At 62.5% G+C, this 14477-nt stretch carries 15 protein-coding genes; 7 read left to right on the forward strand and 8 right to left on the reverse strand.

What is annotated here, in order from left to right:
- Entirely contained in the window at positions 1-1005 is a 1005-nt protein-coding gene (locus tag BH93_RS09400) for a LacI family DNA-binding transcriptional regulator (protein ID WP_037171297.1), read from the reverse strand.
- A 101-nt stretch (positions 1006-1106) separates the two neighbouring features.
- On the opposite strand from BH93_RS09400, the gene BH93_RS09405 reads away from it, so the two are divergent.
- Positions 1107-1661: an AAA family ATPase gene (locus BH93_RS09405; protein WP_165712677.1), complete on the forward strand. Its 555-nt coding sequence runs from the start codon at positions 1107-1109 to the stop codon at positions 1659-1661.
- On the opposite strand, the gene BH93_RS09410 is transcribed toward BH93_RS09405, so the two are convergent.
- Complete coding sequence (locus BH93_RS09410) at positions 1646-2653, reverse strand: LacI family DNA-binding transcriptional regulator (RefSeq protein WP_032379702.1); 1008 nt, start codon at positions 2651-2653, stop codon at positions 1646-1648. The genes BH93_RS09405 and BH93_RS09410 overlap by 16 nt on opposite strands.
- A gap of 31 nt (positions 2654-2684) precedes the next feature.
- Positions 2685-3410: an SDR family oxidoreductase gene (locus BH93_RS09415; RefSeq protein ID WP_037171418.1), complete on the reverse strand. Its 726-nt coding sequence runs from the start codon at positions 3408-3410 to the stop codon at positions 2685-2687.
- Between the two features lie 405 nt (positions 3411-3815).
- Here BH93_RS09415 and BH93_RS09420 point away from each other — a divergent pair, with 405 nt between their 5' ends.
- From BH93_RS09420 to BH93_RS09435, 4 genes are all read left to right on the forward strand, one after another.
- Positions 3816-4595, forward strand: coding sequence for an ATP-binding cassette domain-containing protein (locus BH93_RS09420; RefSeq protein ID WP_037148364.1), 780 nt, complete (start codon positions 3816-3818; stop codon positions 4593-4595).
- Positions 4592-5689, forward strand: a complete 1098-nt coding sequence (locus BH93_RS09425; RefSeq protein ID WP_052064800.1) for an ABC transporter permease — start codon at positions 4592-4594, stop codon at positions 5687-5689. Before BH93_RS09420 ends, BH93_RS09425 begins: the two co-directional genes overlap by 4 nt.
- A 55-nt stretch (positions 5690-5744) precedes the next feature.
- Positions 5745-6716 (forward strand): ABC transporter substrate-binding protein, encoded by a 972-nt coding sequence (locus BH93_RS09430; RefSeq protein ID WP_037171300.1) that lies wholly within the window; start codon positions 5745-5747, stop codon positions 6714-6716.
- A gap of 102 nt (positions 6717-6818) precedes the next feature.
- Positions 6819-8297 (forward strand): mannitol dehydrogenase family protein, encoded by a 1479-nt coding sequence (locus BH93_RS09435; RefSeq protein ID WP_052064801.1) that lies wholly within the window; start codon positions 6819-6821, stop codon positions 8295-8297.
- Here the strand turns inward: BH93_RS09435 and BH93_RS09440 are convergent.
- From BH93_RS09440 to BH93_RS09450, 3 genes are all read right to left on the reverse strand, one after another.
- Positions 8285-9076, reverse strand: a complete 792-nt coding sequence (locus BH93_RS09440) for an acyl-CoA thioesterase (RefSeq protein ID WP_037171302.1) — start codon at positions 9074-9076, stop codon at positions 8285-8287. The genes BH93_RS09435 and BH93_RS09440 overlap by 13 nt on opposite strands.
- A gap of 55 nt (positions 9077-9131) precedes the next feature.
- Complete coding sequence (locus tag BH93_RS09445) at positions 9132-10421, reverse strand: MFS transporter (protein WP_037171423.1); 1290 nt, start codon at positions 10419-10421, stop codon at positions 9132-9134.
- Positions 10422-10502: 81 nt separating this feature from the next.
- Complete coding sequence (locus tag BH93_RS09450) at positions 10503-11549, reverse strand: SDR family oxidoreductase (protein ID WP_037171304.1); 1047 nt, start codon at positions 11547-11549, stop codon at positions 10503-10505.
- Positions 11550-11715: 166 nt separating this feature from the next.
- Between BH93_RS09450 and BH93_RS09455 the strand changes: the two genes are divergently transcribed.
- Positions 11716-11958, forward strand: coding sequence for an ArsR/SmtB family transcription factor (locus BH93_RS09455; RefSeq protein ID WP_371128986.1), 243 nt, complete (start codon positions 11716-11718; stop codon positions 11956-11958).
- Here BH93_RS09455 and BH93_RS09460 read toward each other — a convergent pair.
- Positions 11942-12277 carry a hypothetical protein gene (locus BH93_RS09460; protein WP_155290837.1) on the reverse strand — a complete coding sequence of 112 codons (336 nt, stop codon included), beginning with the start codon at positions 12275-12277 and terminating at the stop codon, positions 11942-11944. The genes BH93_RS09455 and BH93_RS09460 overlap by 17 nt on opposite strands.
- Before the next feature lie 62 nt (positions 12278-12339).
- Positions 12340-13842, reverse strand: a complete 1503-nt coding sequence (locus tag BH93_RS09465) for a type I restriction-modification system subunit M (RefSeq protein WP_037171306.1) — start codon at positions 13840-13842, stop codon at positions 12340-12342.
- A gap of 115 nt (positions 13843-13957) precedes the next feature.
- Here BH93_RS09465 and BH93_RS09470 point away from each other — a divergent pair, with 115 nt between their 5' ends.
- Entirely contained in the window at positions 13958-14461 is a 504-nt protein-coding gene (locus BH93_RS09470; protein ID WP_037171307.1) for a hypothetical protein, read from the forward strand.
- Positions 14462-14477 lie beyond the last annotated feature (16 nt).

A 14477-nucleotide genomic window follows, 5' to 3' on the forward strand; every position in this document is an offset into this window, starting at 1 on the left:
TCATTTCTGTACGGGTAGGGGGAGGGCGTGCGAGAGTCTTTCCACCAGCGTGGTGGGCGCGACTTGTTGCTCCGGTTCGAGATACGGATCGTCGAACCGCTGAACCAGGCGATCGAATGCGAGTGTGCCGATGCGATACGGGTCTTGGTCTATGCAGGTCACCGACGGGCTGACGGCGTCGGCGAGCGAGAAGTTACCGAACGAGACCATCGCCACGTCGGTGCGGTCGATTTCGTGCAGCACCGACACCACGGCCGTGGCATGTCGCGCATTGGCGACGAAGAAGGCGGTCGGCGGATTGCGCAGTGCCAGTAGCTTCTTGACGACGGGGCGCACCGAATCCGCGGCATGCGACACCGGAGGAGCGAGTGCGGCCTCGGGCTTCTGGCCGAGGTCCGCGAGCACGTCGAGGTACGCCTGCCGGCGCAACTGGGCGGTCTGCAGTCGATCGTCGAAGCCGAGCAACGCAATTCGGGTGTGCCCGCTTGCCATCAACTTCTCGACGGCGCGCTTGGCAGCACCGTAATCGTCCACGATGACCGAATCGAATCCCGAGATCGAGCGGTCGATGGTCACCGTGGGCAACGTTCGACGCCGCGGCACGAGGAAATCGCTGTGATCGCCGACCGGCGCAAGGATGATCCCTCGCACATGTTGCCCGGCAAGAAGGGCCAGCTGATCACGCTCGCGCTGGGCGTCGAACCCGGTGCTGCCGACGATGACCGCGAGACCGTGTTCGAGCGCACGATCCTCCACGGCACTGACCAGGGATGCGAAGAAGACGTCGTCGATGGAGTCGACGATGATGCCGATCGTGTTGCCGGACCCCGATTTCAGTGACCGAGCAGCAGAATTGGGAACGTAGTTGAGCGTCTGCACCGCGGCTTCGACGCGCTCACGCAACTCCGGCAAGACCGTGTCCACGCCGTTGACGACGCGTGAGACGGTCTTGAAGCTGACGCCTGCCAATGCGGCGACGTCTTTGATGCTTGCGCGCTCGGTCACGTGAACTCTCGATCGGAGGAGTGTGCTCGCGGTATCAACAGTGCGAGACAACGTTGTCTTGTATGATTCCCTCTATGACTCATGTCTGTCAAGACGTCTCCGTGATCGATCGCGAACGGCTGCCGGTTCTGGTGGTTGCCGGTGCTGCGGGAAGTGGCAAGACGACTCTCGGTCGAGAGCTTGCCAGACGGTTCGGTACCGCTCTGCTCGACTTGGACACGCTCACCAATCCGCTTCTCGACGAACTGGATTCGTTGCTGGACGGCCCACACTGGAACAGTGCGGGCCCACACTCGGAACGCATCCGAGTCGGCCGATACGCCGTACTGCTCGCTGCTGCGCGGGACCTCGTGGAGATCGGTCAGCGCCCCGTTCTGGTCGCACCGTTCACCCGCGAATTGACTGCCGGCACGGAGTGGGAACGACTGGTCGCGCACCTGGCCCCCGCTGCATCGTTGGTCGTGCACGTCGACGGGTCGCCGGAGCTGTTGGCGCGCAGGCGTGCTGCGCGTGGGGCGGAGCGTGATGCCCATCGGCCGGTGGATGCTCCGGCGGCCAAGCCGCTCGTTCCCCATCTGCGGGTCGACGCCGAACTGTCGACCCCACAGCAGGTCGATCTGGTTGCGCACGCTCTAGAGGATCAGTCGCAGCGGTGATCGGTTCCGGGCGTGCAGGATCGACGCTCGATCAGCTCGACGCCGAGGATGTTGCGGCGCTTGTAGCGCTTGCTCGGATTCTCGATCCGTCCCAGTAGTCGCTCGATGGCCAACCGGCCGAGGCGAGCGGGATTCTGATCGATCACCGTCACCGGTGGCATCACTGCATCGGCAAGGGGGAAGTCGCCGAATCCGACGAACGCCAGATGTAGCAGATTCATCTGCTGCAGAACAGGCACGCATGCCATCGCCACTCGCGCGTTGGACAGAAACAATGCGGTAGGCGGACTTTCGAGTGCAGTCAGGTCGGTCAGTGCCACCCGGGCATCCTCGCGGTCCAACACACCCAGAGCGACGAGAGTGTCGTCGAAGTCGATTCCGCGCGCCTGCAACGACTCCCGATACCCCTCGAGCCGGTTTCGGCTGGTCGGGATGCCGGCACTGTCGCCGATGACTGCGATGCGGGTGTGTCCCAGATCGAGCAGGTGGTCGGTGGCCAACACCGCCCCGCCGTGATCGTCGTCGACGAAGCTGTCTGCTTTGAGTCCGTCGGGAGCCCGATCGACGAACACCGTGGGGGTCTTGTCGATCCAACGCTCCAGATAGGAGTGGTGTGCACCGGTCGGCGCGATGATCAAGCCGCTCAGCTGTCTACGCAGCAGCGACTCCACCAGAGCCTGCTCCTGATCGCCGTCGTGACCGAGGCTGGTGACCAGAACGGCCATGTCGTCCTGTCGCGCTCGTTCCTCCACCGCGCGTGCAATGGAGGAGAAGAAAGGATCGTCGATATCAGGGACGGCGACTCCGATGGCTGCCGCCTGACCGTTGCGGAACGACGTGGCCATCGTATTGGGCACGTAGTTCAGCGAATTCAAGGCCTCGGTGACGCGGGCACGGGTATCGGGGTCGACGTGAGGGTCGTTGTTGTACACCCGTGAGACGGTCTTGGCGCTGACCTTGGCCAGCGCGGCGACGTCTTGCATGGTGGTCATGATCTACGCCCGTCTGTTCGTCATCGTCTCGTCAGCGACTGGTGTAGCCGCCATCGACTGGCAACGACACTCCGGTCACCATGGAAGCATCATCGCTCAGCAGGAAGGCAATCGGCGCGGCAATCTCGTCTTCGGTGGCCCACCTTCCCAGCGGCATCTGAGCCAGGAACGGCTCCTCGATCTCGGGGCGACCCCAGTAGAACGCAGACATCTCTGTCATCACGACCGTCGGGTTGACGCCGTTGACTCGAATTCCGTGTCGGCCGAGCTCGAGTGCGGAGACGCGAGTGATGTTGTCCAGGGCCGCTTTCGAGGAGCCGTACGAGATATGGCCGGTGAGGGCGACCAGGCTGGCTTGACTCGAGACGTTGACGATGGCACCGGCACCCGCGGCGATCATGGCCGGGACGGTGTATTTGATGACCAACAGTGCGCCGCGCGCATTGATGGCGATGACCTTGTCGAAGATCGAGATGTCGGTGTCCTGAGGTGTGGCGATCTCGCCGCCGAATCCTGCGCAGTTCACCACGCCGTACAGCTCTAGGCCTTCGACAGCCTCGCGGACGCTGTCCTCGGAGGTGAGATCGAAAGCCAGAGGCGTTGCGCCGGTCTCGTCGGCCAGCTTGTCCAGGGCATCCACCGATTGGCCGGCCGCGACGACCTCGGCACCGTCGGCCACCAACCGCCGCACGGTCGCCGAGCCGATGCCTCCGCTGGCACCTGTCACCAAGATCTTGCGGCCGTCGAACTTCGCCATGGGGTCTACCTTCACTGTCTCCGAATGGTCATGTCATCGATGTCATCGACTCTATGGAGTCCGTATATGTCACCGGTGTCATGGACGGTACCCCAGCCCGGTTGCATCAGCGTCGAAAATCGCGATATTGCGTATCAACCCAGTTCAGGGACGGTACCTGCCGGTCCGATATCGGCCTCCCGCAGGCACGAAACGGAAGGTGTGGCGCGTGTCCATGTCACCGGTGACATGAATTTTCGCGAAACGCGTGACAATGCGAGTTGTGTGGGTCACACTCGTTAACACAGCGAGCCCCGAAGGGAGCTCGACCTGCTTCGCAGACCACGTCCTCGGACCGTACTGCGGGCGCCGGTGGGGGTGTCCATCCCGCACTCGAAGCTTTCTCGATTCGACCTAGGAGTATCCATGGCCAGCGTTGCACCTGTTGCGACACCGATCCTCGAAGCGAGGGGATTGTCGAGGAGTTTCGGAAACGTGCGCGCCCTCGACGATGCCGACTTCGACATCTACCCGGGTGAGGTCGTCGCCCTCATCGGGGACAACGGCGCAGGCAAGTCGACGATGGTCAAGGCGCTCTCGGGCAGCCTGGCCGTCGACACCGGCGAGATCCTGTTCGACGGCACCGCGGTCGATCTCGACAGTCCCACCGTTGCAGCAGAACTCGGCATCGAGACGGTGTTCCAGGATCTTGCTCTCGCGCCGCACCTCAACGCGCAGCAGAACATGTTTCTCGGACGCGAACTGCCGGCGAAAGGGCTGCTCGGCCATCTCGGTTTTCTCGACGTCTCCACGATGCGCAAGCAGTCGCAGGACGCGTTGAACGAACTCGGAGCCACCGTGCGTAGCCTGACCGTCCCGGTCGGAGCGATGTCGGGTGGGCAGCAACAAGCCATTGCCATCGCGCGAGCCGTCGCCTGGGCCAAGGGCGTCGTCTTTCTCGACGAGCCGACCGCAGCGCTCGGAGTGGTACAGACCCGCAACGTGCTCGACACCATTCGCCGCGTGGCGGACAGGGGAGTGGCCGTGGTGTTCATCAGCCACTCCATGCCGCACGTGATGGAAGTTGCCGACCGGGTTCAGGTGCTGCGTATGGGCAAGCGCGTGGCCACCCTCGACGCCAAGAACACGACCATGGAAGAACTCGTCGGCGCGATGACCGGCGCAACCACCGGAGCGACACGATGACGAACCAAACCATCAGCCCCTCCCTCGAGCCGATGCCGCCCGGAGACACACCGTCTCGACACTCCTTCGATCTCGTCGTAGCGCTCCGTAAGTTGGCCCGAGTTCAGGTGTTCCAGATCGTGCTCGTATTGGCTGCGATCTGCATCGTGTTCTCGATCATGGCTCCCGGCAGCTTCCCCGAGTGGGGCAACATCCGCCAGATCATCCAGAACGTATCCATCCTGGCCGTTCTCGGCATCGGCATGACGTTCGTCATCGTCACCAGCGGCATCGATCTCTCGGTCGGCTCCGTTCTCGTCTTTTCCGGGGTCGTCTCGGCCAAGACCATGGCCGCGATCGGCGGCGACGGATGGGGAGTCGCCGCCGTCGGAATCGTGGTGGCACTGGGGTGTGGCCTCTGCTGGGGATTGCTCAACGGCTTCCTGATCGGTAAGGCCAACGTGCCTCCGCTGATCGTGACTCTCGGGACCCTGGGCGGCGCTCTCGGGCTCTCACAGGTCATCACCGGAGGTGTCGACATCCGCGACGTACCACCGGTTCTGGTCGATACCATCGGCTACGGCAACTTTCCGGCCACCACCATCCCGTTGATCTCGAGCATCGCTCTGGTGTTGGTCGTCATCTTCGGAATCGTGCTGCATCGCACCAAATTCGGCCTCTACACGTTTGCCGTCGGCTCCAAAGAGCAGTCTGCTCGACGTGTCGGCATCAAGGTGGACATGCACCTGGTCAAGGTCTACGCACTCTCCGGTACTCTCGCCGGGCTCGCGGGCATTCTGTCTCTGTCCCAGTACGGCACCACCGCCATCGCCGGTCAGTCGCAGACCAACCTCAATGTCATTGCGGCAGTGGTCATCGGTGGAACGAGCCTCTTCGGTGGCATCGGAACCATGTTCGGCACCGTCGTCGGACTGTTCATCCCTGCCGTGCTGCAGAACGGTTTCGTCATCGTCGGAGTCCAGCCGTTCTGGCAGCAGGTCGCCGTCGGTGCTGTCCTCATCGCAGCGGTCTACTTCGACCAGCGTCGACGCGACGCAGCTAGCCGAGGTCAATCGCCCAGCTCCCTCAAGAAACTCTGGTCCCGAAGTCCCTAGCTCCGGCCAGCTTCGAAAATCCCTCTATCGCAAACCCTTTACAAGAAAGTCGACCATGATCACATCACGCACCGCCGTCGTTGCACTGAGTGTCGCTTCGGTCTCCGCCATGTTCCTGGCGGGTTGTTCGTCCGACTCCGGAAGTGGTGGCGGCAGCGGCAACATCGCCTTCATCCAGGGCGTCAGTGGCGACGAGTTCTACATCAGCATGCAGTGCGGAATCGAAGCTGCGGCCAAGGATGCGGGCGTCACCGTCGACACCCAGGGCCCGGTGAAGTTCGATCCCACCCTGCAGAAGCCGATCGTGGATTCGGTTGTCGCATCGCGGCCGTCGGCGATCCTGATCGCACCCACCGACGTCGCCGCCATGCAGGCGCCCCTCGCGGCAGCCGCCAAAGCGGGCATCAAGGTCGTCCTCGTCGACACCACTCTGGAAGACCCGTCCATCGCGGTCTCCTCCATCTCGTCCGACAACAAGGGCGGTGGAGCAGAAGCGTTCAATGCGATCGAGCGTCTCAACCCCTCCGGCGGCAAGGTGCTCGTCATCTCCACCGATCCCGGCATTTCCACCGCAGACGCCCGAGTGGAAGGTTTCGAGGAAGCCGTTGGGGCCAACCCTGCCTTCGACTACCTCGGCGTGCAGTACAGCCACAACGATCCGGCCGAAGCTGCCCGCTTGGTCTCGGCTGCCCTGGCCAAGGACCCCGACATCACCGGCATCTTCGCCGCGAACACGTTTGCAGCCGAGGGCACCGCGACCGGAGTTCGGCAGGCGGGCAAGCAGGATCAGGTCAAGATCATCGGCTTCGACGCAGGCCCCGCACAGGTGAAGCAGCTTCGTGAGGGAACAGTCCAGGCTCTGATCGCGCAGCAGCCCGACACCATCGGAACGGACGGCGTGGCGCAGGCCATGGCCGCCATCAACGACCAGCCGGTGACCGCCGAGATCTCGACCGGCTTCCACGTCATCACCGCCGACAACATCGACGGCGAGGGCGCTCAGTACGTCTACAAGTCGTCCTGCTGATCCCTGACGTGTAACCCCTTGAACTGCGGTGGTGCTCCTGGTGGCAGAACATGCCCGGGAGCGCCACCGCTCACCACGTTCATCCGACCGCGAGGACCTGTCATGATCGAGCTTCGTCGCACCACATCGAATGATCTGCCTGCGGGCGTAGCGAAGCCCGAGTACGACGCGGACGAACTGCACTGCGGCGTGGTGCATTTCGGGGTCGGTGCGTTTCACCGCGCGCACCAGGCCGTCTATTTCGATCGCTTGCTCTCCGCCGGTCATCTCGACTGGGCGCTGTGCGGAGTGGGAGTCCTGCCGGGAGACAAGCGAATCGGGGAGGTCCTCGACGCTCAGGATCATCTCTACACGGTCGTGACCGTGGACCCCGATGGCCGACGCGATGCGCAGGTTGTCGGTTCGGTCGCAGATTTTGTTTTCGCACCCGAGGATCCGCAGGGGGTGCTCGACGTGCTCAGCTCACCCGCCACGATGATCGTGTCGCTGACCATCACCGAGGCCGGCTACGGCGTGAACGATGTGACCGGGGTGTTCGAGCCGACCGATCCCGCGGTGCTCGCCGACCTCGAGGACCTCTCCACGCCGTCGAGTGTCTTCGGTTTCCTCACCGTTGCTCTCGCCACCCGTCGCTTCCATGGAATCCCGCCGTTCACCGTGATGTCCTGCGACAACATCGTCCACAACGGAACGGTCACTCGCACCGCGCTGACGTCCTTCGCGCGCCACCACGACAGCGATCTGGCCGACTGGATCGACGCCACAGCCGCGTTCCCTAATTCGATGGTCGACCGCATCACCCCGGCCACGACGCCCACCGTCGTCGACGACCTGCGACGTGACTTCGGCATCGACGACCGCTGGCCGGTCCAGTCGGAATCGTTCTCCCAGTGGGTACTCGAAGACTCCTTCTCGTTCGGGCGACCACCCTTCGCCGACGTCGGCGTGCAACTCGTGACCGACGTCGCCCCCTACGAGCACATGAAACTGCGTCTGCTCAACGGTTCTCATCAGGCCATGAGCTACCTCGGTATCCTCGCCGGTTATACCCATGTGCACGAGGTCATGGCCAGTCCTGACCTGCGCGAATTCGTCGCGTCGTACATGCGTGCCGAGGCGGCCCCGACGCTGGCACCGGTACCGGGAATCGACCTGGATGAGTACATCGAGCAACTGCTGCAACGATTTTCGAGTCTGGCGGTTCGTGACACTCTCGAACGTCAGATCGTCGACGCATCTGTCCGAATCCCGAAATTCGTTCTGCCGGTGATCCGAGACCGCCTTGCCGAGGACCGATCCGTCGATCATGCCGCTCTGGTCCTCGCCGCATGGTGCGGAGTCCACGAGCGCGGGGACGTTCCGATGGTCGATGCCGATTCCGAACGACTGCAACGATTGTCGTGGGAAGACCACGACAACCCCGGAGCGTTTCTGACCAACCGGGCGGTGTTCGGGGATCTTGCGGGCAGCCCGAGACTACGAGGTGCGTACCAGCGAGCCAAGCGTTCGCTGCAGGACAGCGGTGCGCGTGGTGCTGTGCGCCGGGTGCTGGAGCAGTCGTCGGCTGGTCAGACCTTGTAGTAGACCACCTGGTGGCTCGTGGCCAACAGACTCCCGCCCTCGGTCCACAATTCCGCAGTTTGGTCGAAGTAGCCCTGGTGGAAGCGGCGCGCTCGTGCGGTGCCGAGGATGTATCCGTCGGCGTGCTGCTCGAGATCCTTGGGCGTCGCGAAGTAGTGGGTCGTCAGGGAAATGGTGCCCGCCGGAACGTACGTGCCCAGGCGCTGGAAGATCCGCGGATAGAACACATCGCTGAGCGAGGTCAGGGCTGCGAAGTCCAGGGGCCGCGGCGGGGTATCGCGGATCCACAGGGTTTCCGTCGAGTCTGCGGATTCCTGATCGCTCAGTGCGCCTGTCACGAACCGCATCTCGTAGTTCTGAGCCCACGCGATGGCATCGGGAAACCCGCCCTGCTTCGTGTCGTTGGGGGAGGGAACGATCGGGGCCGTTGCCTCGATGTTGTCCCAGGTGTCACGTCGCGCACCGAACACCGCTGTTGCGGTCGTGGCCACCGCACCGTTCTGCGTCAGTTCGAGATACCAGTGCTGGTTGCTGCGGTTGGTCCGCACCGGGCGGGCGGAGATCTCGAAATCACCCTCGGCAACCGGTCCGGCGAAATTCACAGTCAGTGAGACCGGCGTTCCCAGGCGTTCCGGGTGTTGTTCGATGGCCCGGATGAACGTCGCCGCGGTGACGCCACCGAACGGGCCGACCATGTTGTTGTACGGCGGCGACGTCTTTCCGTTGTAGGTGCCGTCGCCGACCACGTCGAGCGCGACTGCCTCTTCGAACGGATGCATGGTTCTCCTACTGCCTCGGACGGTGTGTGCCATCCGATCGTAGTGTCGCCGGCATTCAGTCCAGGTCCTGGCCGCGCTTTTCCGGCATCCACACCATCGTCAGGAACGAGATCACAGCGGCTGCCGCGAGATAGTAGAAGAACCAGTCGGCGTGGCCTGCGTCGGACAATGCGTTGACCAGTAGGGGAGCGGTGCCGCCGAACAGCGCAACGGTGAGGTTGTACCAAGCTCCGATACCGACACCTCGAAGCTCTGCCGGGAAGGCCTCGGCCAGAACGGCAGGGATGATGGCCGAGCACATCGCGAACAGCAGCAGGCCGACGCAGAAGACGATCAGCAGTTTGACGAACGACGGCCCGATCAGCTTGGAGAGTGGGATGATCAGAATCGCGAACAGCGCAGCGTAGGTGAGCAATTGCGGCTTGCGGCCGATGCGGTCAGCGAGAGCGCCCATGGGGTACTGCAACGCGACGAACATCGCTGTCGCGATCGACAAGGCCACGAACACGTCGTTGGCGTCCGCTCCGCGTTGCTTGACGGCGTACGGCGTCATCGCGGAGAAGAACGTGTAGTAGGCGAGGGTTGCGAGGAGAACGAATCCCACGACCTGCAGAACAGCACGAGGATGGTGTTTCATGGTCATCCACAACGGGTTCTGCACAGCCTTCGCCTTCACGGCGTTGCGCTCCTGATTGTCGGCCTCGGCCATGCCGCGTCGCATCCAGAGCCCCACTACTCCCAGCAGTCCGCCGATGAGGAACGGTACGCGCCAGCCCCACGAGTTCAGTTGGGCGTCGTCGAGTGCGAAGGTGAGGTACGCGCCGAGCAGCGAGGCGAGGAGAATGGCTGTGCCGGTGGAGATGTAGTAGAAGGACGAGTAGCGGCCCCGTCTGTCGTTCGGGGCGATCTCGGCGAGGTAGGCCGACGCATTGGAGACCTCACCGCCCATCGACATGCCCTGCACGATCCGGGCCAGCAACAGCAGAATCGGAGCAAGCCAGCTTGCGACAGCGAATGTGGGGAGCACGGCGATCGCGAACGATCCACCCGACATCATCGCGATCGTCAGGATCATCGCTTGGCGTCGCCCCTTCAGATCGGAGAAGCGTCCGATCAACAATCCGCCGAGAGGCCGGAAAAAGAATGCCACCGAGTACGTGGCCAAGGTGCTCAATAGCGCGAGAGCAGGGTTGTCGCCGGAGAAGATCTGAGTGGCGAAGTAGATCGAGAACGTCGCGTAGACAGTCCAGTCGTACCACTCCACCGCGTTGCCGATACTGACTGCCAGCAGTTGCTTCTTGGGCATCACGTGCCGAGTGGACGTCGATTCGGACTTCACTGACATGGCGATCTCCTCATCCCGTACCGACACTGGCAGCCTATGCGGCCGGTGCCATCTGGGTGCGGAATCTGGACCCGCGTGTGGTCACGGGATGATGCGCTGACCCCTCAGATCGGCGAAAATTCCGGCGAACATCGCGTCGGTGTCGACGAAACGATGAAAGCCCATCCGGCGCGCCTTGGAACCGTCGGAGATGACGTCGTAGTCCCAGGAGAACACGAAATCGCCGAATCCCCAGGAAGATACATCGCGGTAGGGAGTGGGCTTCAGATCGTGCTCGGCAACGATCGAATTCCACAGCGACTCTTTGTCGGCCATCACGTCGGCCAACGACATCGGCAGTGGAGTGGCGGTATCCAGACCGAAGAGGTCCGCGATGCGAGGCCACATATCGTTCCAGCGGAAGAGGTCTCCGTTGGTGATGTTGAACGCCTGGTTCGCGCAGTCGGGAGTGGTCGCGGCCCATACCGTCGCTTCGGCGAGCAGCGACGCATCGGTCATTTCCAACAGCGATCCGAACGCACCGGGTTTGCCCGGGAATCGCATCGGTACGCCGAGTTTCTTGCACATGGTTGCGTAGACAGCGATGACGGTGGCCAGATTCATCGGATTCCCCAGCGCCACACCGCACACCACGGATGGCCGAATAGCCGACCAGGTCCACCTCTTGCCGACCTGACGGGTTTCGAGGAACTGCTGTTGGTCGACGTTGAACTCGGGCGGCATGTGCGGTGGATCGGATTCGCGGGCAGGCGTTTTGAACGGGCCCAGATGCGCGCCGTACACCTTGTATCCCTGCATCAGGCTGACGTGTTCGAGGTTCGGAGAACTGTCCTCGATCGCCGTGACCACGTTGACGAGCATCTCCAGATTGGGAGGCACGAGCTCGGCCCACGTGGGGCGCTCCTGATACGCGGCGTAGAAGATGTGCGTGACGTCTGTCAGGTGCGAGAGCTGGCGTCGAGTCTCCTCACCATCGAGTAGATCCACGGCAATGTGCTGGACGCGTCCGCTGTCGATACCTCCGCGGCGTGATAGGCCGATGATGTCCCATTCTCCGCTTCGCTGCAGGTGGGCGACGAGATTTCCGCCGATCACTCCGTTGGCCCCCACGACTACTGCTCGCTGCATGAGCTACTCCTATCCGGATATCGCGATATTACGATGTCCGTGCAAGTAGACCACAGATCGGGATATTGCGATATTGGAGTACGCTTCGAGGGTGGCTGATGAACTGGACCCCGCGGAGCTTGCGGCAGTGTTCGGTGCCCTCAGTAACCCGGCGCGATTGGCGATCATGCAATGGCTCAAGGACCCGAGCGATTTTCCGCCGCAGCTCGAACCGGCCGAACAGGTAGGGGTGTGCCTCAAACACATTCAATCCAGAGCGGGTGTCTCACAATCGACGGCCTCGCAATACATGGCGGTACTGCAACGCGCCCACCTGGTGACGAGCACCAAAATCGGGCCCTGGGTGCATTACAAACGCAACGCCGAATACCTCGACCGACTGGCCGAAACGATCAAGACCGATCTGTGAAGTCTGTGGGCTGTAGGTTCGGCCGGGGCTTTCGTCGGCGGCTCGACACCAGGTTGATCAATCCGGACAGCGCGAGGCTGCCGCCTGGATACAGGAGTAGCCCGGGAGAAAAGATGACGGGTTCCGATGCGTCCTTCACCATGTAGGCGGCACCGATGCCGGTGAGAACAACTCCCGCAACGGTGGCAAGCGCGATGGTTCGCCGACTCTGACGGGCCAGCCATTTCGAGATCAATGCTGCGAATCCGGCGAATACGCAGAGGAAGATGGATGCGATGAGCAATGCGTCCCACTTCACCACGGTAGCTGCTACGAACATGACTCCTCCGACGAAGAAGAGAGCCAGTTCCGGGACGGGTTGTCGCTGAGGAGGATCGACAGTCACAGTGTTCGTCCCATCGCATGATCCACCGCACGGGTGAGCGATGCTGTCTCGAACAGTAGACCGTGCGTAGCCGCGGTCGCGGCGGAACGCTCACGAAGGGCATCGGGGTCTGTCGCCCGGGCGATGGCCGAGAGGTCGATGCGTTGGAGGAGCTTCTTCGTCACCGGCCGTTTGCTGTCCCAGAATGCCAGAGCCGCAATGAGATCAGTCGCTTCCGGTCCGGTCAACAGCGCGTGGGCGACTGCACACGTTGCGGGATCCTCGAAAGGAAGCAAGTACGTGGCATCGTCGAACACCGCTGGTTTGCCGTCGTAGGGGCCGACCATCCTGAACTGCGGAATCTTGTGGAACCCGGAGATCGCAATCTTGTACGGAGCGAACGTGTACGGGCCGACACCGAAGATGCAGAAGCGAGCCCTCTTGCGGTAGATCGACGACTTCCGCCCGTCGAGCGCAGCGGCGTTGTCGGTCAGGTACTTCCACAGCTTCGGTGCAGTCGGCGCAAGTAGCTCGGTGTCGTCACCGGTATGCGACTGCGGCACGATCATCCAGCGCGACACCACGTCCAGCTTGTCGCGGTAGACATCGGTGCACTTGAACAGTGGGAACAGGTAGTCGGGTTCGATGTCCACGCTGCCTCCCAGTTTGTTTCGCGGACCGCCGTTTTCGATCAACTCCATGACGCCGGCGGCGTCATGCTTGATGCCCTGCCGCCAGGTGAGAGGGCTGGCACCGTCGAATTGCTTGCTGCGCTGGTACGCATCGACGTTCGCGACGAGTTGACCGTCGACGACCCCGATTCTGTTGGTTGGTTGTGACGCGTCGACGCTCGGGTATGTCTGCGCGGTGTAGTCGGTCTTGCCCGGCCCGAGTTCCACGGTGAACCAGCAGGCATCGACCCCCGCGTCGAACCATTTTTTCGCATCGATGATTCGTAGACTCGAACCGGTCACCGGCCGCTGCTGCTGCGCACAGTGCAACAGGACGTTTCGAGCTACCTGGGTCTTGCAGATCATCGCGATGGTCACCGGTCTATCACTGAACTCGGTGAGGAGTTTGATCCAGATGTATTCTGCGATATCGAAATTCGAACTGCCGGTGATCGCGTCGATTCCGCGGGCGTTCTTGGTGTTCGCGCGGGTAGGACGATTGGCGGAATCGAGCACCGATAGTTGCGAGTTGGTCACCCACGGTGGGTTTCCGATGACGAGAGTCGGGCCTGGCTCCGAGGTCCAGTCGACATCAGACGCCAGGTCGAAGTCGAAGATCGACGCAGTGACAACTCTGCCGAATTGTGATGCATACGAGGCATACTCGGGCTGCACCTCGATCCCGACGCGCTCTGCTTCGGGGTGACTCCGGGCCATCACCGACAGGAAGTTCCCGACACCGCAGGTGGGTTCGAGAACACGGGTCCATTTGCGACAGGGCAGAGTGTTGACCAACGCGCGCGCCAACTCGATCGGGGTCTGGAAGTCCCCGAACTCGTTGTTGGGCATCGGTGCCTCCGGCTGCGGTGCGGTTGGGTGCCTTCTGTGGCACAGGAGCATAGCCTGCGGAGCGACCCACAGACTCAGCACCACACCACTGCCGGAGGCATTAAAGTGAAGAGGGATGAAGCTTTCGCGCGTTGCCTTACTGCTGTCCAGTCTCGTCTTCATCGGTAGCCTCGTGTGGGTCGCCCTCACCGCGGGCGACGAGATACCCGCACACGTCGACGGATCCGGTCAGGTGGACCGAATGGACTCGAAGCTGTCCTTCCTCCTCACGATGGGTGGTACCGGGTTCGTCATGATCGGGTTGTTCGTCAGTGTCGGCTGGTGGCTGCCGAAGCTTCCGGCTCAGATGGTGAATCTGCCGAGTCGGCGACTGCACGAGTACTGGACTTCCGCCGAGAATCGACCCGAACTGAATCGCAAGATGTCCGAGGACCTCGATTGGATCGGGGTCGTCACCACACTGCTGTTCGCCTGGATCTGCGTCGTTGCTGGCACGACCACAGGTGCGTCGGTGAGCGCGTGGGTGTTCGTGGTGCCGACTGTGCTTTATGTGGTGGTGATTCTGGGATATGCGGCCTTCCTGTTCATGGGCAGTCGATACCGTATTCCGAAGGACTGACTGAGTGGGGAGTGGA

The organism is Rhodococcoides fascians A25f, from assembly GCF_000760935.2.
Taxonomy (GTDB): Bacteria; Actinomycetota; Actinomycetes; order Mycobacteriales; family Mycobacteriaceae; genus Rhodococcoides.